This is a genomic window from Halocella sp. SP3-1 (assembly GCF_003953885.1).
Taxonomy (GTDB): domain Bacteria; phylum Bacillota; class Halanaerobiia; order Halanaerobiales; family DTU029; genus Iocasia; species Iocasia fonsfrigidae.
In genome coordinates, this window is the sequence record NZ_CP032760.1 from 945,630 (window position 1) to 964,312 (window position 18,683).

Here is an 18,683-nt window from a genome sequence, read left to right on the forward strand (position 1 = left end):
TGTAAATAATGCTGATCGTAGATAATGTTTATTTAACCCTGGGACATAAGGAGGTTTTTCGGGGGTTAAACCTTGAATTTAACGAGGGGAATATATATGGGTTATTAGGACAGAATGGTGCAGGAAAGAGTACAGTGGGTTATTTATTAATGGGGATTGAAAACTATTTTCCGGAAAAAGGGCAGATAATTTTTGATAAGCAGGATATTACAGGACTGGATATCCAGGGGAGGGCCCGGAAGGGCATTACCCTTGCCTGGCAGGAGCCTGCCCGTTTTGAAGGCATTACTGTCCATGACTTCCTAACACTTGGTGGGCGTTATTCAGCTAAAAAAGCCGTTGATCTACTGGAATTAGTCGGCCTCCCTGCTGAAAGGTACTTAAAAAGGGAATTGAATGACAGTTTGAGTGGTGGGGAAAGGAAACGCATTGAGATGGCTTCTGTAATGATGATAGAACCCAGGGTTGTAATCCTTGATGAGCCTGATTCTGGAATTGACTATGGTTCATATGAAAAGGTATTGGATGTTGCCAGGTATCTAAGAGATAAAGGGAGTATAGTCATTATGATAACCCATAATGTAAATATATTTGATAATCTAGATTATGTCTATTTGATTTGTAATGGTGTGGCTTATCGTGAAGGAGAACCTGATGATGTGCGTTATTTCTATGAACATCAGTGTGATAGGTGTGAATATTTGAAAACCGGGGGTGATAGCCTTGCTTACTAATCATAGTGAAGATTTTGAACTGTTGGTTGATGCCTATGAAGAAAGTGGTGGTGCTGTTTCGGTTTTTGATGATGATAGTGCTGCCTTTTTATTGATAAATAAAGACCAGGTTGTTGGTATTAACCAGGTTAAGGGTCTGACAATTGAGACCGAAGAGATTGAAGATGGTATTAAGGCCAGAATAACCATTAGTAAAGGGACAAAATTAAAGAAACCGATGCATATGTGTTTTGGTGTTACACACAGCAGTGGTATTCAAAATATAGTATCAGAGTATATTCTGGAAGAAGGGGCTGAAGCCAGCTTAAAAGCACACTGCAGTTTCCCAAAAGCTGAGGATGTGGTACATAAGATGGATTCAGTCATAAGATTGGGTAGGAATGCTATTTTAAATTATGAAGAGGTTCACTACCACGGTCCTGATGCCGGGATAGAAGTGCTCCCCAGGGCAAAGGCCTATCTGTCTGAAGGTGCTTATTATTTCAATGAATTTAAACTGGTTAAGGGCAGGGTCGGTAAACTTGATGTTGATTTTGAGGTTGAGTTAGCTAAAGAGGCTGTAACCGAGTTTGTCAGTAAGGTATATGGTAAAAAAAATGATCAAATCAGGATAAAAGAAACAATCCATCTCAATGGCAGAGGAAGTAGAGGACTAGCCAAGACCAGGGTTTTTGCCTCAGATAAGACAGTTAGTGAGGTTATTGGAGAGGCTTACGGTAATGCCCCTTATGTCAAGGGACATATAGATTGTGTTGAGGCTGTAAAAGGTGAGGCTGAAGTCAGTGCTGTCCCCATTATCAGGGTAAACAATGACCTGGCTGAATTATCCCATGAGGCAAGTATAGGGAGAATAAACCAGAAACAGCTGGAAACTTTGATAGCCAGGGGCTTAAATGAAGAAGAGGCTACAGATTTGATTGTAAATGGTATGTTAAAATAAAGCCTTCCTTATTGCTTGGCAATATTTTATATGATACAATATCTGTAAAGATTTACTGTTTGGGAGAGTGGGAATATGAAGGTATTAGTCATTCATGCTCAGGATGATAAAATTACTAAGATTGCTAAAGCTATGGTTGAAGGTATTGTTAATAATGGTAATCAGGCAGATCGAATTAGTACCAGTGATACCGGGGGATTAGTTAATTTCCACAGTTATGACCTGGTTTTAGTCGGTAGTCCAACAAAGGGTTTTTTTAAAGGAAAGATAGATGAAAATATTAAACCCTTTTTAGGGCAGTGTAAGAGGACAGTTGGTAAAGAGGCTGTTGCTTTTGTGACCCCGAGGGGATTTGCTACTACCAAAGCCTTAAAATTAGTAATGGCTGTTCTGGAGAGCCTGGGGTGTATTGTCAAAGATTTTGTAAGCCTTAGTACAGTAAAAGAAGCAAGGGTATTTGGTGGGAAACTGTAATATTTATTCATAGGTTTTATTTATTTGAGCAGGGAAATATCCTTGTAATATTTTCATGCCTATTATATAATGTATAAGGTGCCGCAGAGTGGGTAGGACACCATCTGTGGTTTTTTCTTATGTTATATGAAATGTGTTTATTTGTTCTAAAGACCGACAAATATATTTGTCTGTATTATGATAATAAGTTAGATTTGTGTAAGAAGAATTTCTAGCTGATTAAGTCTGAGTGGCGAATAGAAAATACAGGTGTTTTAATATGAGTAGGAAGATTGAATTAACTATTAAGAGTTGTCAGAAATACCCAGATGATGGCAGAGTAGAGGAGATTAATAGTTCGGCAGAGGGGTTAATTTATCGCAAAAACAGGTTACATTATCTGGTATATAATGATTATTCAGCAGGTTTATCAGGGGTCAGGACGACTATAAAGATTGACCAGGCCTGTGAAAGGGTCCTTATTATTAGGGCTAAGCCCCATGAATATCAGCAAACATTTGTTAATGGAAAGAAAGAAAAAGGTAGTTATCAAACAAATTATGGTAGGATTAAGACAGCTGTTTTAACTGAAGAATTAAAGATAGATCTCAGGGATAAAAAAGGTAGTATTTTAATAGACTATAAATTGTATTTCAATGGACAATATACCAGTAGAAACAATTTATTAATTAACTGGGTTTAATTTCACTTAAAATCTAGATAAAGGGAGAAGACTATCAAGGGGGGGGTATCAATGGCTAGTAAATATATTTTTGTGACAGGTGGTGTGGTGTCAGCCCTGGGAAAGGGTATTACAGCTGCTTCACTTGGTAGATTATTAAAAAGTAGGGGATTGAAAGTCAGCATTCAAAAGTTCGACCCATATATCAATGTAGACCCGGGGACAATGAGCCCCTATCAACACGGTGAGGTCTTTGTTACTGATGATGGGGCTGAAACAGATCTTGACCTGGGTCATTATGAACGCTTTATTGATGTTAATTTAAGCCAGAATAATAATGTTACTACCGGCCAGATCTATGGTTCTGTTATCAGGAAAGAAAGAAAGGGTGAATACTTGGGAGCTACTGTACAGGTGATTCCACATATTACAGATGAGATAAAAGATAGGATAACCAGGGTTGGCCGGGAAACAGATGCTGATGTTGTTATTACAGAAATTGGCGGGACTATTGGGGATATTGAGAGTCTCCCCTTTATTGAGGCGATCCGTCAGTTGAAGAGTGATTTAGGGAAAGAGTATATCTTTTATTTACACTGTACCCTTGTTCCATATATTGCTACTGCCGGTGAGTTAAAAACAAAACCAACCCAGCATAGTATTAAGGAACTAAGGAGTATAGGTATTCAGCCAGATGCTGTTGTCTGCCGCTGTGACAGGGAATTAACCCGGGAGGTAAAAGACAAAATTGCCCTTTTTGGTGATATTGACAAAGATGCTGTTGTTCAGGTGATAGATGCTGACCATATTTATGAGGTGCCCTTATTACTGGAAGAGGAAGGTCTGGCAAGTTATGTTATAGACAAGCTGGGTCTTAAGGACAAAGTGCATGCACCTGATCTCAATGAATGGTGTGAGATGGTCAAGAAGATGCAGAAACCCGGCGGGAAAGTCAAGATATCTATTGTAGGGAAATATGTTGAGCTCCCTGATGCCTATATCAGTATTAATGAATCACTTAAACATGCTGGTATTGCTAATAATGCTGATGTTGAGATTAATTATGTCTATGCAGAAAAACTGGAAGAAGATATTGAACTGGCTGATTATTTAGGTGATTCCCATGGTATTTTAGTACCTGGCGGTTTTGGCGATAGGGGGATAGAAGGCAAGGTTAATGCTATTAGATATGCTAGAGAAAATGAAATACCCTTTTTTGGTATCTGTCTGGGGATGCAGTGTGCAGTAATTGAATTTGCTAGAAATAAAGCTGGTTATAAGGGGGCTAATAGTTCTGAGTTTAACCCGGAATCACCACACCCGGTGATTGATTTGATGCCTGATCAGAAGGATATAGAAAATATGGGTGGTACCATGAGACTGGGGCTTTATCCCTGTAAAATGACCCCTGATACTATAAGTTATGATGTTTATCATGAAGAAATAATTTATGAGAGACACCGCCACCGTTATGAATTTAATAATGAATACCGTAATGAACTAAAGGAAGCGGGGATTGTTATGGCTGGTATTTCACCTGATAATAGACTGGTTGAGATTATAGAGCTGCCAGAACACCCCTGGTTTGTAGGGGTCCAATTCCATCCAGAGTTTAAGTCTCGTCCCAATAGACCGCATCCTTTGTTTGTTGGTTTTGTAGAGGCTGCTGTAGAAAATAGCAAATAGAGTCATCTCAAGGCAGTAAAAAAATAAAAATATTATTTTATGGCAAATATTGTATATCGATTCCAGATATGATATAATTTACAGGAACTTTTTAGTGAGGTTGGTGAAAAATGATGATAACAAGGGTTTCTGGAGGAAAATTATATCATGAAATGGAATTGCTGAGGGAAAGTTTGGTGGAGAAGTATGAAGAGACAAGAAATTTCAGGGATAAAGATGTCTACAATTTGAGCGAAGAGATGGACAGCTATATTATCCAGTATATGAGAGATATTAAGAGGTGATTATTTGGAAAGGGATGTAGTTTTTTTTGACCTTGATGGGACACTTTTACCGATAGATATTGATGATTTTTTAAAGAAATATTTTAAGGCTTTAACCAGGGAATTTTCAGATACTTTTGATCCTGATTACTTTGTTAAGTCATTACTCAAGGCTACCAATGCTATGATTGAAAACAATGGGGAAAGATTAAATATTGATGTCTTTATTGATTCTTTTCTTAATTTAATGGATGTTGATAATCAAAGTGATATGATGAACAGGTTTGATAAATTTTATCAGGAGAAGTTTCCCCACTTGGGGCAGACATAAAGGCAAGTAAGGTGTCAGCTAATTTAATTAAACACTTAAAAGAGTCAGGGTATCAATTGGTACTGGCCACAAATCCAGTTTTTCCATTACAGGCCATCAAGGAAAGAATGAACTGGGCTAATGTTGACCCAGGAGATTTTGTTTATATAAGCTGTTATGAAAATATGCATTACTGCAAACCCAACCCGGGATTTTATCAGGAGATTTTACAGAAAATTGATGTTGAGCCTGAAAGGGCAATGATGATAGGGAATGATGTCCAGGAAGATATGATAGCGGCTACCCTGGGAATGGAGACATATCTATTGACTGATTTTTTAATTGACAGAAAGACAGATAGTTCCAGGATAGACTGGAAGGGGACTATGGAGGAACTTTTTTCTTATTTAACAAATAAATAATTTTAGCTTGTATAAAACCCCTTAGCTCAGGTAATAATGGTAATGAACTAAGGGGGGTTTTTTATGTTTAAGAAAACTATTTTTTTAATTTTTATTTTGTTCTTTATTACAGGCCTATTTACTAGCAGATTAGAGGCAGCTCAGGAGACTGCAGGATATATAAAAGCTGTTGATCTAGCAAAAAATGCTGTTTTGATAAATGATAGTTGGCACCATTTATCAGACAGTTTAGAGGTATTCAGGAATGGCCAGGAGAGCAGTTTGCAGGCTGCTTTACCTATTGAGGGTAGTTTTTCCCAGTGGGGCAAAGTAGAACTAAATAACAGGGGGAAGGTTGCAAAATTACAGGTTTATTATCAGGTTTATGAGGGTGAAATTACTGAGCTTTCTCTTTCAGACAGGATAATTAGACTTTCAATATATAAGGGTGATGGATTGGCCCCTGAAAGTGAATATTTCTACTGGAGTAATGATATAATTAATAAAGAGATGGATTTACTGAAAAAAGGGGATCACCTTGTATTAATTGCGGCCCAAAATATTGTTATTCATTTCCCGTCTCTGTAAAATATTTATGTTTTAAAAAAGGATTTTTCATTATTATGGAGAATATTATGGTTGAGGAGGTGAATACCTGATTAGGTCTTAATCAGGTAACTAGTCATGGTTGTTGAGATATCCACTGCGTTTGCTATGCGCTGTCCGGCCTGTGGGCGGTTAGAAGTACATCAACTAAATATATTTCAGTTATCTGGAGAAAAGGAGCTTGACTTTTATTGTGAATGTGGGAAACATAAGGCTGCCGTTAAAAGAAAGGGTTCCAGGTATATCTCTATAAAATATTACTGTATTATCTGTGACCTGGAGCATACTAAAGTTATGCCGTCCAATATTTTCTGGTCAAAGAAACACCTTAATTCTCTAGTATGCCTGGATACTGACCTCAATCTGGGTTATTTTGGTTCATACCGTTTAATCAGAGAGGAGTTGGACCGTCAACAGGAGGAACTTAACTCTATGGCTAATGAACTGGGGTTTGATGAATTTGCCGATCCGGAAATAATGCTGGAGATACTTGATTATCTTCACGATATAGCAGCTACTGGGGGTCTTTATTGTGAATGCGGGAGTCATGATATAAATATTGAACTGTTTTCCAATAAACTGGAACTCTGCTGTTCAAATTGCAATTCAGTAAAACAGATATCTGCCTCCAGCAAGGAAGACCTGACAAGGCTTAAAACCCTTGATGAGGTTGTTATTAAATTAGCTGCCGGTAAATCAAAAAATTCTAAGACCCATAGATAAATTATATAAAATTATAAGGGGGTATACATAAAGATGAACTTAGTTCCAATGGCTGAAATTTTAAATAAGGCACACAAGGAAAACTATGCTGTAGGTGGTTTTAATATTAATAACATGGAGTTTCTCCAGGGGATAATCTGGGCTGCTGAGGAAATGGATTCACCACTTATTTTACAGACAAGTGAAGGGGCAGCTAAATATATCGGTATGGATTATGTTATTGGTATGGTTGATGCGGCTACTAAAAACACCCATATACCTGTGGCACTACACCTTGATCACGGTGGAAGCTTTGAATTCTGTATGAAATGTATCAGAAATGGTTATTCTTCTGTAATGTTTGATGGTTCCCATTATCCACTGGAAGAAAACATTAAACTTACTAAAGAAGTGGTTAAGGCTGCACATGCAGTTGGTGTTAGTGTTGAAGCTGAACTGGGTAAATTAGGTGGCACAGAAGACAATGTATCAGTTGATGCTAAAGATGCTACGTTTACTGTTCCAGAAGAAGCTGTGAGATTTGTTGAGGAAACAGGGGTGGATGCCCTGGCTATTGCGATTGGTACTGCTCATGGTGTTTATAGTGGTGATCCAGAACTTGATTTTGAAAGGTTAAAGACTATCAAGGGAAAAATTGATATGCCGGTGGTATTACACGGTGCCTCTGGTGTACCAGAAGCAGATGTCAAAAAAGCTGTTTCCCTGGGTATTAATAAAGTTAATGTAAATACAGATTTCCAACAGGCCTTTACAGGTAAGATTAGAGAGATATTTGCAGAGGATTCAGGGGTTTATGACCCACGGAAATACTGTGGACCGGGGAGAGAAGCCATTAAAGATAAAGTTATCGAAAAGATAACCTTCCTGGGAAGTAACGGTAAAGCCTAGTTCATTATAGACAACAGGGACTCCTGTCTCCTGCAGGAGTCTTTTCCTTTTCTTTTAATATTCTCTTCGAAAAACTATCATAATTAAGCCAGTCTTCATAATATTACTCTGTCAAATCTTAATTTAAATTTCATTTATATAAATAACAAATTTTTACTTATTGGGATGATTTATATCTCCCGGGAAGGTGGTTTTAAATTGAATATTAGTGATTTAGAAAAACAAACAATCCCAGAGCTGCATAAGCTTGCCCGCAAGCTAAACCTGAGTGATTATTCGAAAATGAGAAAAAAAGACTTGATCTTTGCCCTGTTAAAAAAAGAGACAGAAAAAGGGGGTAATATCTTTGCAGAAGGTGTTCTGGAGGTAGTAAATGGTGAAGGATACGGTTTCCTTCGTCCTTCAAAATATATCCCCTCTGGTGATGATATTTATATTTCAGCCTCACAGATACGTCGTTTTGATCTAAGGACAGGTGATGTTGTATCTGGTCAGGTTAGGGAGCCTAAAGACAATGAACGGTATTTTGCTTTGTTGCGTATAGAGGCGGTTAATTTTCAGGACCCGGAAAAGGCTAAAGACAGGGCCTATTTTGAAGACCTGACACCATTATATCCTCAGGAAAGGCTGTACCTGGAAAATGACCCTGGTGAAGTATCCAGTCGTTTAATCGATCTGGTCTCACCTGTAGGGAAAGGACAGAGGGGATTAATAGTATCTCCCCCTAAAGCCGGTAAGACCGTTCTTTTACAGAAGATAGCTAATAGTATTGCAGCAAATCACCCTGATGTGAAACTTATGATCTTATTGATCGATGAGCGGCCAGAAGAAGTAACAGATATGAAGAGGTCAGTTGATGCTGAGGTGATCAGTTCTACCTTTGATGAACCACCGGAAAACCATCTTCAGGTAGCAAAACTATTACTGGAAAAAGCCAAAAGACTGGTCGAGCACAAATATGATGTAGTCATCTTGTTGGATAGTATTACCCGTCTGGCCCGGGCCTCTAATGTTACAGTACCGCCGAGTGGCAGGACACTATCAGGGGGGCTTGACCCGACTGCTATGCATTTCCCTAAAAAATTTTATGGGGCTGCACGTAATATCGAAGAAGGGGGGAGTCTAACAATACTGGCCACCTCACTAGTTGATACAGGCAGTAGGATGGATGATGTTATCTATGAAGAATTCAAGGGAACAGGTAATATGGAACTACACCTGGACAGGCAGCTGGCTGAACAAAGGATATTCCCGGCGATAGATATAAAGAAATCAGGAACCAGGAAAGAAGAGCTCTTACTATCAGAAGGTGAGTTGAAGACCATGTGGAATTTCAGAAAAGGAATAAACAGGTCTGATTCGGCCGATGTTATGAACTCTATGCTTAAGCAGCTAAATAATAATAAAGAAAATGAAGAACTATTAAAAAGCCTGGATAAGATATTTAAATAGAAAATGATTGAATCTGAAAAAAGGTATTTTCAGGGTGGTAAGGTGTATTTGCTAGATATTAAGAGAGATGCTTAATTATTGGCAAAATGGAGGAAGTTAAGTATGGAAACACTTAATAAATATAATATCTATTTTCATGGTGAAAAGGGTGCTTTGATGGTATTGCTATTCTTATGTTTAATTATTGGCCTGTCTTCACCCTTTTTTTTCAACTTTACTAATATAATAACTATCTTAGAACAAACCACTTTTATTGCCATTGGGGCTATTGGAATGACTTTTGTTATTATATCAGGTGGGATTGACCTTTCAGCAGGAGCTATTTTAGGAGGGACCAGTTTTTTTGTATTAAACCTTCATGCTAATTATGGTTTAAATATTTATCTTACTTTTTTATTCGGATTATTGTTAGGAATTTTCCTGGGTTTCTTAAATGGATATTTGATTGCTAAATTTAGATTACAATCATTTATTGTTACGCTATGTATGATGATTTCGATTCGAGGAATGATACCACTTATTGGTGATGGTTCAATCTATTCATTCTCTGATAAATTTATTTTTTTGACAAAAGGGACTATTCTTTCAATTCCTTTTTCGTTATTTTTATTATTAGTAGTCATTTTGTTTGCACATATTATTTTAAATCATACAAAAATCGGTAGGTTTATATATGCCATTGGGAATAATGAAAAAGCTGCCAGTCTTTATGGAATTTCCAATAAAAAGTATAAAATATATGCGTATATAATGTCTGGTTTTTCTGCTGCACTGGCTGGTTTGGTTTTGGCCAGCAGGCTAAATGCTGTTACTACAACAACTGGTAGAGGTTATGAATTAGATGTAATAGCAGCTGTTGTTCTTGGTGGAACAAGATTAAGTGGTGGGGAAGGTGGAGTTGTTGGTTCTTTAATAGGTGCCTTGATCATAGGAGTAGTACATAATGGATTAAATCTTTTAATGGTTAATAGTTTTGTTCAACAGATAATAATCGGGTTTGTAATCTTAATAACGGTTATTTTTGATAGTATCAGGCTTAATGATTAGTTTTTAATAAACAATTTAATATTAAATTATACTTAAACCTCAGGGTAAATAGCCCTGGGGGTTTTTTATTAATTTTTCAAGTAAATGATTATAAAATAAATATAATTGATAAAAACAAACAATAGTATTTATTTTTTTATCAAAATAAGCAGGAATATTAAATTAAACGAAGAACAATATATACAAATAGAAAATTAAAAATTATTAAAAAAAGGGGGGAGAAAGAGATTTATTGAAAAACACTTTTGTTTGTGCTAGGTGGTACATATTAAATTAATGGAGGTAAAAAAAATGAAAAAAATATCTTTATCGATGGTATTTGTTGTTATTTTAGGCTTAGTTTTATCGCTTACTGTAATGGCCAGTGGTAAAACCATAGGGGTTTCATTGCTGACCAGGGAACATCAATTTTACCGTGATCTGGAAGAAGGCTTAAAAGAAAAAGCTAATCAATATGGTTATGAATTAATAGTTACTTCTGGAGATTTTGATCTTGCTAAACAATCGTCTCAATTATCAGACTTTATTTCCAGGGGTGTAGAGGCAATAATTGTTTGTCCAGTTGATTCTAGAGGTATTGGAAGCAGTATTGCCCAGGCTAATGATGCTGGTATACCTGTTTTTACTGCTGATATCGCTAATTTCTCTGATCAGGGTAAGGTTATATCTCATGTGGCTTCAGATAATACTCAGGGGGGAAGGGTTGCTGGTGAGTTAATGATTGCAGGTTTAAAAGAAAAGGGCAAATTTGATTCTGATAATATTCAGGTTGCTATAATTAATCATCCTGCTATTACATCTGTTTTAGATAGAGTTAAAGGTTTCAAAGAGGTTATGGATAAGTATGAAAATATAGAAATTGTTGCTGATATACCAGCCTGGGGCCAGAGAGCTAATGCTATGGCAGTAATGGAAGATTTATTGATAAGGATTCCTGGCTTAGATGGTGTATTTGGAATAAATGATGATTCTGCCCTAGGTGCTGTAGCAGCTTTAGAAGGTGCTGGAATTATTAATGATGTAGTAGTTATTGGCTATGATGCAACACCTGAAGCCAGGGAAGCTATTGCTAATGGGAAAATTTATGGTGATGCCATGCAAAATCCTAAAGTAATTGGAGAGACAACTATAGATGCGATAAATAAACACTTTAATGATCAGAGTGTAGACTCATTAATACCTGTTGAAGTAGGTCCATACACAAAATAAATTACTAAATAAAAATAGTCCCGGGGACTGAGCACCCCGGGATATCAATAATATAATGGAGATGGTTTAAGTGAGTGGAATTTTACTTGAAACCAGAGGGGTTTCTAAATCTTTTCCTGGAGTAAAAGCCCTGGATAATATTAATATGGAGATAAGAAAAGGAGAGGTTCATGCACTGATTGGAGAAAATGGTGCCGGAAAATCTACTTTTGTAAAAATACTGGCTGGCGCCTTTCAACAAGACGCTGGTTCGATCTATATTGACCAAAAAGAAGTAGAGATAGCTAATCCTACAAAAGCAACTGAGTATGGTATTAGTATTATTTATCAGGAGTTTAATTTGTTTTCAGAACTTAGTGTGGCGGAAAATATGTTTATTGGTCGAGAACCCCTAAAGAATAATGGTTTAATAGATTGGGATAAGGTTTATAATGATGCTGCAAATATTTTAAATAGACTAGGTGTTAGTCTTGACTTATATCAAAAAATTAAAGATTTAAAGATTGCCCAACAGCAAATGGTAGAGATAGCTAAGGCGATAGGTGTTAAAGCAAAGTTAGTTATTATGGATGAACCTTCTGCTACCCTTACTGAATATGAGTTGGATAAACTCTTTTCTATAATTGAAGAATTAAAGAATCAGGGTATTAGTATTATTTATATTTCTCATAGATTAGAAGAGATATTTGAAATTGCTGATTGTGTTAGTATTTTCAGGGATGGTCAGCATATTGCTACCCGGGGGATTGAAGAATTAACTAAAACAGATATCATAAGAATGATGGTTGGTAGAAAATTAGAAAAACATTTTCCCAAAATAGACTTCGATTTTGGTGATGTTATATTATCAGTCAAGGATTTCTATCTGGAAGACTCAGAGCAACCTTTCTCTTTTGAAGTAAGACAAGGGGAAATTCTTGGAATTACAGGTTTAGTAGGTGCTGGAAGAACAGAATTAATGAGAGCTGTATTTGGTGCTGATCCTAAGAAAAGCGGAAAAATTTATCTTGAAGGAAAAGAAATACATATAAATGAACCTAAAGATGCTATTGATCACGGTATTGCTTTAGTACCTGAAGATAGAAAAGGCCAAGGATTGTTTCTTGGTTTACCGTTGACAGATAATATAACTATGAGTAATATAAATGCTGTTTTAAAAAACGGAATAATTCAACATAAAATTGAAGAAAAAGAAGTGAGTAAGTATATTGATTTAATAAATATAAAAACACCATCTTTACAGCAAGTACCGCGTAGTTTAAGTGGCGGTAATCAACAGAAAGTAGTACTTGCTAAATGGTTTTTTAGTGAAAGCAAGGTGATTATATTTGATGAACCCACTAGAGGGATTGATGTTGGGGCTAAAGTAGAGATTTATAATTTAATGAATAAACTACTGGAAGAAGGTAAAGCAATTATTATGATTTCTTCGGAATTGCCAGAAGTATTAGGGATGAGTGATAGAATTATGGTTATTCATGAAGGGAAAATTCAGGGAACGATAGATAATGATAATGCTACACAGGAGAAAATTATGAATTTGGCAACAGGTGAGGAGGAGATGGAAGTTGTCTAATATTCATGTAAATAATCAGATTGAAGAGCAAAAAATAGATTTTAAAAAATTGATGTTAGAAAAATATGGGATGATTCTAGTTTTGATTGCTATAAGTTTATTTTTCATTATCTTGACAAAGGGATTATTTCTTGAATCTAGAAATTTAATTAACATATTAAGACAGATTTCTATTAATGCGATAATTGCAACAGGAATGACTTTTGTTATTATTACAGCAGGTATAGACTTATCAGTAGGTTCAATAGTGGCTTTAGCAGCTGTTATTTCTACAAGTATTTTTCATTCCGGCATTGCCTTGCCAGTATTTTTGCTTATAATTATAGTAGTTATAGTATCAATGATAATTGGTAGTATAGCTGGAGGTATCAGTGGTTTTAGTATTGTCAAGTTTAATGTTCCTCCCTTTATTTCTACCTTGGCAATGATGACAATTGCACGTGGTCTAGCTTTTTTATATACAAATGGGAGACCAGTGTGGGGCTTGCCTAAAGAATTTAATTTTCTGGGTAGAGGTTATGTCTTAAAGTCATTAATTGGTGAGGTTTTTCCTGTTCCTGTGTTGATTATGATAATAATTATGATAATAGCAAATATAGTATTACAACATACTAAATTTGGAAGGTATGTATATGCAATCGGTGATAATGAAGAGGCAGCCCGTTTATCTGGCATCAAAATCAAAAAAATTAAGCTGCTTGTTTATGTTATTAATGGTATGCTGGCTGCATTAGCAGGAATATTATTGGCATCAAGGCTTGCTTCAGGGCAGCCAAATGCTGGTCAAAGTTATGAATTGAATGCAATAGCTGCTGTAGTAATAGGTGGAACAAGTTTGATGGGTGGTGAAGGGACTATTAAAGGTACTTTTATAGGGGCTTTAATAATGGGGGTTCTAAATAATGGCCTTAATTTGGTAGGGGTAGGCTCCTACATGCAGCAGGTTATATTGGGAATGGTAATATTAATGGCTGTATTACTTGATCAACTCAGAAAAAATGTTATTAAATGATTAACCAATTTTCATATATGTTGATATAATCTATTATATAACAGCGGTAGCACTTTTATAGATGAAGTAGAGGTTAAATAAGGGGCAGCCATTAAAATGGTTGTCCTTGGTCTATATTTATATGGTAGTTAATATTTTACTTATATATAGTTTCAAAACTATTCTTGGATATGTTATAATAAAAGCAAATAGATTAGGTAATAAATAGAGCACAAAATCATAAAAGTTGGTGTAATTAATGAGTGAAAGGATAAAAAAAATTAAAAAGCTTTTATTAGAAGAAAAACAAATTGAAGTAGCTTATTTAAGTGAACAACTTGGTGTTACTGAAGTTACAATAAGACGGGATCTTGATAAATTAGAAAAAGAAGGGTTTCTAAAAAAAACATATGGTGGTGCTATATTAATAGAAAGTCCTATAAAAGACAATAATTTATTTCAGCTATTAGATAATCAATCAGATAAATTGCGTGAAGAAAGGGAATCTATTGTTGAGATAGTATTAAATATAATTAATGATGGTGAAGCTATTTATTTAGGTAATGGCCCGGTCAGTTTATTAACTGCACGTTCACTAAAAAAGAACAACTATAATTTAACAGTTTTAACAAATGATCTACTTATCGCTGCAGAATTATATCATACCAGTGGTATTAAAGTAGTTTTGCCTGGAGGGGATCTAATGTCCTCTTCTCCAGTATTAGTAGGTGTATTAGCACAAAAATCTTTGAAAGAATTTTATTTACAGAAGGCATTTGTTGAAGCACATGGGGTTGATTTTGAATTTGGATATTCATTAAATTCTATGCAGGAGGTAGAGTTTGTTAATAAAATAATAAATGTTTCAAAAGAAACATTTATGTTAGCTGATCAATCCAGATATAATCAAGTTGCTTTTTCCCGTCTGGGGGATATAAGGAAGTTTAGCAAAGTAATATCAAATATACAAATTCCAAATAATTATAAGGAATTCTTTTTTAATAATAATATTACATTATATAATTGTTGTGATTTCTCATAGAAGCAAAGGAGGTATTAATGAGTACCCCTATCTTGAGTATTAAGAATATTTCTAAAAGTTATGAAGGTTATCCAGTTTTAAATAATATTAGCCTCGACCTTTTTAAGGGAGAGGTTCACTTTATTATAGGTGAAAATGGTGCGGGTAAATCTACTTTAATGAAAATAATTTCAGGGGTTTTAATGCCTGATAGTGGTGAGATATTATGGCAGGGTAAGCCAGCAGAGCTCAATTCTCCTTATGATGCGCATAAATTAGGAATAGTTACCATATATCAGGAACCTAATCTGTTTTCCAAACTTTCTATTGCTGAGAATTTATTTTTACACAAATGGATTGATAGGTTTCCAATAATAAAATGGGAAGATATTTATCATGAAAGTGAATTGTTGTTAAAGAAATTTGGTATGAATATCAATCCAAGGATTAAAATAGAGAGATTAAGTTTAGCAGAAAAACGTTTAATAGAAATAATCGGTGCTTTCTCAAGAAAATCAAAAGTACTAATTATGGATGAAGCTACCGCTGCCTTGACAGAAAACGAGCTTGATTTGATCAAAGAATCTTTAGTAAAATTAACAGATCTTGGAGTGGCTGTTTTTTATATATCTCAAAGGATTAGCAATCTTTATAAAATAGGTAAGCGGGTATCTATTCTTAGAGATGGTAAAATTATTGATACTAATTTAGTAGAGAAGGTTACTACAGAAAATGTACTGGAGATGGCAGCTGGTGAAACATTAGGTGAAAGATACCCTAAAATCAATGTAGAAAAAGGTCGTAAGGTTTTAGAAGTCAAGAATTTATCAAGCTGTAATTTTTTAAGAGAGATAAGTTTTTCCTTAAGAAGAGGTGAAGTATTGGGATTAGCAGGTGTTATGGGGTCTGGTAGGTCTTTGTTGGGAAAAGTATTATTTGGAGTTAAGAATATTACTAAAGGAGAGATAAAAATAAATGGCCAGCTTATGACTAGATACTCAATAAATAAAGCTATAGAAAATGGAGTATGTTATATTCCAGAAGATCGATTTAACAAGGGTTTTTTTCCTGCTCTATCTATTGTCCAAAATATCACCTTAACACAGTTGGATTTATTTTCTCATTTAGGCATTATAAATAGCAAGGAAGAAATTAGGGTAGTTAAAAATTACATAGAAAAACTTGTAATAAAAAATAGCGGCATCTTTAAGAAAGCCTATACTTTAAGTGGTGGGAACCAGCAAAAGACAGTTCTTGCCAGATGGTTTAATAGTGGTGCAAATATTTTTATACTTGATGAACCTACTAAAGGCATTGATATTGCAAGTAAGACTGATGTTTATAGTATAATTAATAAGCTTTTATTGTCTGGAGCTGCGATTTTAATGATCTCTTCAGACTTAAATGAATTATTAGGTATGTGTGATAGAATTTTTGTTCTAAAAGAGGGTAGAATAGTTGCTGAGAAGGAAGCTAAAAATACATCGGTAGACCAATTGCTGAGGATTGCAACTTATTGAGATATACAATAGTAGTTTTAAATGTAGAATCATGTTAAAATATAATTAGATATGACTTTATCTAATGGGAGCAGTGAGTAAAATGATTATAAAAACACAGTTGCTATTCAAGAAAATAGTAATTATCATGATGTTACTGATATTTATTATCTTATCACTCCCTGTATTAGCTGACTCTGAAAATTCCCTTACAGTTATTGAGGAGGCTGGTGAGACCTATCTTGTAGAAGATATTAACCGCTTTAATAATCTGGAAAGACCAGTAGTTGCCCTGGCTCTTTCTGGTGGCGGTGCCAGGGCTTTGTTCAACATTGGGGTGATAAAGGCCTTAGTTGAGGGAGGGGTGCCAATTGATATTGTGGTGGGAACCAGTATGGGCTCTATTGTTGGGAGCCTATATGGTAGTGGTTTAGCAATAGAGCAGATTGAAGAGATAGTTACCAGGACCCCGTTCTCCCGTTTGCTGGAAATTAATGTTGCTGATAGTCAATCACTTCTGAAGACTGCCAAAGTAAACCGTTTTATAGAAGACATATCTCCTTATAAACGCCTGGAGGAATACCCGGTACCTACTGCTCTGCTAAGCTATGACTTAACAGATGGCAGCAAGTATTTGACTACTACTGGTAGGATTTCTGAGGAAATTCAAAGTTCCTATGCTATCCCTTTTTATTTTCCAATCTATCAGAAAAATGGCAGGTTTTTAATAGATCCTGGTACTGTAGAGATCAGCCCTGCTAAAGCCGCTTCTGTTCTCGGGGGAGACCTGATAATCGCCACTATGTCCTCTGACCAAAAAACCCCTCCACAACTCTATGATACACCCCTTAAATCAACTAAGAGGTTTCTGGATTTGATACAGGATAAAAATGCTGAACGTATTCTAGGAAATTATGCAGATATAGTTATTGAAACTGATGTAAGTAAATATTCCTTTATGGACTTTAATAAAGCTGAAGAGTTGATTGAACTTGGTTACAGGAGTGCCCGGAAGAAAATGCCGCAGTTAAGAAGGCTTTTGCAGGAGAGAGAAATATTGCTTCATGATTATCAACCACGTGCTTTTATCAATGTTGAACAGGAGTTTGTCGATCTTAAATACGATAGAATTATCGTTGATTCCCGGGATATTATACCGGTCTTTCATTATGGTAAAGACTATTCCTTTTTTAATCAGGATTTAATCAGGACCAGAAGAGCTAAGACCCAGTATGGGCTGGAATATACTAAAGGGCAGCTCCATTTAAATGGATTATACACAAATAATAAGACTGATGATATTGAAATTAAAGGGCGCTGGTGTAAATTGACAGACAGTACGGATTTTATTTTAAAATCTAGCTTTAGTTCTAATAGTGATCTACAAGATTATGAAATAGGGATTAAATATTATCAATATGCCTACACGATTGGTTTTGGCCGGGGTGAAATTGCAGAACAGGATTATCTTTATCTTGATAATAGTTATGAGCTTACTTTTGGTGAGAATTTGATAACTGGTGAGACTGACTTGCTTTTTCCCTTTGGTATTAATCAGGCAAAAATTTTGACCAGCCAGCAGGCCAGCTACACGATAAGCGACAAGTGGAGGATAAATCCTACTTTTGTTTATAATAATAGCAAATTGATGGAATCCCCTATTATTTACAGGGGCCAAAAACCTGATCCTTTTGTAGAAAAGCAGTCTTCCCTTGAACTAGAGTACACATATAGATTTGTTGACTCAATAAAGATAATGAGTGTATTTCAGTTAACAGACATAGGGACATATCTTTTTGCAGATTATTATAATCAGGAGAAAGACCATTTGGCCTATGGGATAGGAACTCGTTCTAAGTTTAATCTACTAGGTTTTAAACCAGTCGACCTGAATTTCTATTATGCCTATGACCAGGAAGAAGAAAACCATCATTTAGGTATGGCTTTTGATTATTTATTTTGACTAATTGAGAGAAAAGATTAATATTATTATAGAGCTAGACCCTTTATATTTAGATGTGGATTTAAATATAAAGGGTCTTTTGATTAATTATGAAATTATAATTTCAATATAAGGTATAAAAAAACGGAAATTAAAACTTGACTTTTAATTATTCCTGTGTTAATCTATATTTAAAGTTAAATTTAAGTGGTTATCTTAAGGAATCGTTTTATATTGAAATTATATTTTAATAAATCTAC

The 18,683-nt window shown here is 35.3% G+C and carries 19 protein-coding genes; all 19 read left to right on the top strand.

Annotation, left to right across the window (positions count from 1 at the left end; genetic code table 11):
• Positions 1-8: 8 nt before the first annotated feature.
• The 19 genes from D7D81_RS04455 to D7D81_RS04545 all read left to right on the top strand — a co-directional run bounded on the left by D7D81_RS04455 (position 9) and on the right by D7D81_RS04545 (position 18,444).
• The gene (locus tag D7D81_RS04455) at positions 9-734 is read left to right on the top strand and encodes an ATP-binding cassette domain-containing protein (RefSeq protein ID WP_125987683.1); all 726 of its coding nucleotides are present in this window, start codon (positions 9-11) and stop codon (positions 732-734) included.
• Positions 724-1,674, top strand: a complete 951-nt coding sequence (locus tag D7D81_RS04460; protein ID WP_125987685.1) for a SufB/SufD family protein — start codon at positions 724-726, stop codon at positions 1,672-1,674. Before D7D81_RS04455 ends, D7D81_RS04460 begins: the two co-directional genes overlap by 11 nt.
• A 75-nt stretch (positions 1,675-1,749) precedes the next feature.
• Complete coding sequence (locus D7D81_RS04465) at positions 1,750-2,148, top strand: flavodoxin family protein (RefSeq protein WP_125987687.1); 399 nt, start codon at positions 1,750-1,752, stop codon at positions 2,146-2,148.
• A 259-nt stretch (positions 2,149-2,407) separates the two neighbouring features.
• Positions 2,408-2,830: a YwiB family protein gene (locus tag D7D81_RS04470; protein WP_125987689.1), complete on the top strand. Its 423-nt coding sequence runs from the start codon at positions 2,408-2,410 to the stop codon at positions 2,828-2,830.
• Positions 2,831-2,881: 51 nt separating this feature from the next.
• A complete protein-coding gene (gene pyrG, locus D7D81_RS04475) occupies positions 2,882-4,495 on the top strand; it encodes a CTP synthase (protein WP_125987691.1) in 1,614 nt (537 codons plus the stop codon).
• Positions 4,496-4,605: 110 nt separating this feature from the next.
• Positions 4,606-4,779, top strand: a complete 174-nt coding sequence (locus tag D7D81_RS04480; protein WP_125987693.1) for an aspartyl-phosphate phosphatase Spo0E family protein — start codon at positions 4,606-4,608, stop codon at positions 4,777-4,779.
• A 4-nt stretch (positions 4,780-4,783) separates the two neighbouring features.
• On the top strand, positions 4,784-5,089 hold the full coding sequence (locus D7D81_RS04485) for an HAD family hydrolase (protein WP_125987695.1): 306 nt from the start codon (positions 4,784-4,786) through the stop codon (positions 5,087-5,089).
• 11 nt (positions 5,090-5,100) lie between these two features.
• Positions 5,101-5,490, top strand: a complete 390-nt coding sequence (locus D7D81_RS04490; RefSeq protein WP_164522108.1) for an HAD family hydrolase — start codon at positions 5,101-5,103, stop codon at positions 5,488-5,490.
• Positions 5,491-5,553: 63 nt separating this feature from the next.
• Positions 5,554-6,057, top strand: a complete 504-nt coding sequence (locus tag D7D81_RS04495; RefSeq protein ID WP_125987700.1) for a hypothetical protein — start codon at positions 5,554-5,556, stop codon at positions 6,055-6,057.
• Positions 6,058-6,153: 96 nt separating this feature from the next.
• Positions 6,154-6,798 (top strand): hypothetical protein, encoded by a 645-nt coding sequence (locus tag D7D81_RS04500; RefSeq protein ID WP_125987702.1) that lies wholly within the window; start codon positions 6,154-6,156, stop codon positions 6,796-6,798.
• A gap of 33 nt (positions 6,799-6,831) precedes the next feature.
• Positions 6,832-7,686, top strand: coding sequence for a class II fructose-1,6-bisphosphate aldolase (locus D7D81_RS04505; protein WP_125987704.1), 855 nt, complete (start codon positions 6,832-6,834; stop codon positions 7,684-7,686).
• A 198-nt stretch (positions 7,687-7,884) separates the two neighbouring features.
• On the top strand, positions 7,885-9,138 hold the full coding sequence (rho, locus tag D7D81_RS04510; RefSeq protein WP_164522109.1) for a transcription termination factor Rho: 1,254 nt from the start codon (positions 7,885-7,887) through the stop codon (positions 9,136-9,138).
• A 102-nt stretch (positions 9,139-9,240) separates the two neighbouring features.
• Positions 9,241-10,185 (top strand): ABC transporter permease, encoded by a 945-nt coding sequence (locus D7D81_RS04515; protein ID WP_125987708.1) that lies wholly within the window; start codon positions 9,241-9,243, stop codon positions 10,183-10,185.
• A 291-nt stretch (positions 10,186-10,476) separates the two neighbouring features.
• Positions 10,477-11,394 (top strand): substrate-binding domain-containing protein, encoded by a 918-nt coding sequence (locus tag D7D81_RS04520; protein ID WP_164522110.1) that lies wholly within the window; start codon positions 10,477-10,479, stop codon positions 11,392-11,394.
• Between the two features lie 70 nt (positions 11,395-11,464).
• The gene (locus tag D7D81_RS04525; protein WP_286170209.1) at positions 11,465-12,970 is read left to right on the top strand and encodes a sugar ABC transporter ATP-binding protein; all 1,506 of its coding nucleotides are present in this window, start codon (positions 11,465-11,467) and stop codon (positions 12,968-12,970) included.
• On the top strand, positions 12,963-13,982 hold the full coding sequence (locus D7D81_RS04530; RefSeq protein WP_286170210.1) for an ABC transporter permease: 1,020 nt from the start codon (positions 12,963-12,965) through the stop codon (positions 13,980-13,982). Before D7D81_RS04525 ends, D7D81_RS04530 begins: the two co-directional genes overlap by 8 nt.
• Positions 13,983-14,220: 238 nt before the next feature.
• Complete coding sequence (locus D7D81_RS04535) at positions 14,221-15,003, top strand: DeoR/GlpR family DNA-binding transcription regulator (protein ID WP_125987712.1); 783 nt, start codon at positions 14,221-14,223, stop codon at positions 15,001-15,003.
• A 32-nt stretch (positions 15,004-15,035) separates the two neighbouring features.
• The gene (locus D7D81_RS04540) at positions 15,036-16,502 is read left to right on the top strand and encodes a sugar ABC transporter ATP-binding protein (RefSeq protein ID WP_205739334.1); all 1,467 of its coding nucleotides are present in this window, start codon (positions 15,036-15,038) and stop codon (positions 16,500-16,502) included.
• Positions 16,503-16,584: 82 nt separating this feature from the next.
• Positions 16,585-18,444 carry a patatin-like phospholipase family protein gene (locus tag D7D81_RS04545; protein WP_164522111.1) on the top strand — a complete coding sequence of 620 codons (1,860 nt, stop codon included), beginning with the start codon at positions 16,585-16,587 and terminating at the stop codon, positions 18,442-18,444.
• The last annotated feature ends 239 nt before the right edge of the window (positions 18,445-18,683 follow it).

Bases quoted from the DNA above. Each gene is read 5' to 3' on its own strand.
- D7D81_RS04465 (WP_125987687.1), top strand. From the start codon at position 1,750: ATGAAGGTATTAGTCATTCATGCTCAGGATGATAAAATTACTAAGATT.
- D7D81_RS04455 (WP_125987683.1), top strand. From the start codon at position 9: ATGCTGATCGTAGATAATGTTTATTTAACCCTGGGACATAAGGAGGTT.
- pyrG (WP_125987691.1), top strand. From the start codon at position 2,882: ATGGCTAGTAAATATATTTTTGTGACAGGTGGTGTGGTGTCAGCCCTG.
- D7D81_RS04480 (WP_125987693.1), top strand. From the start codon at position 4,606: ATGATGATAACAAGGGTTTCTGGAGGAAAATTATATCATGAAATGGAA.
- D7D81_RS04505 (WP_125987704.1), top strand. From the start codon at position 6,832: ATGAACTTAGTTCCAATGGCTGAAATTTTAAATAAGGCACACAAGGAA.
- D7D81_RS04545 (WP_164522111.1), top strand. From the start codon at position 16,585: ATGATTATAAAAACACAGTTGCTATTCAAGAAAATAGTAATTATCATG.
- D7D81_RS04470 (WP_125987689.1), top strand. From the start codon at position 2,408: ATGAGTAGGAAGATTGAATTAACTATTAAGAGTTGTCAGAAATACCCA.
- D7D81_RS04495 (WP_125987700.1), top strand. From the start codon at position 5,554: ATGTTTAAGAAAACTATTTTTTTAATTTTTATTTTGTTCTTTATTACA.
- D7D81_RS04535 (WP_125987712.1), top strand. From the start codon at position 14,221: ATGAGTGAAAGGATAAAAAAAATTAAAAAGCTTTTATTAGAAGAAAAA.
- D7D81_RS04520 (WP_164522110.1), top strand. From the start codon at position 10,477: ATGAAAAAAATATCTTTATCGATGGTATTTGTTGTTATTTTAGGCTTA.
- D7D81_RS04515 (WP_125987708.1), top strand. From the start codon at position 9,241: ATGGAAACACTTAATAAATATAATATCTATTTTCATGGTGAAAAGGGT.
- D7D81_RS04500 (WP_125987702.1), top strand. From the start codon at position 6,154: ATGGTTGTTGAGATATCCACTGCGTTTGCTATGCGCTGTCCGGCCTGT.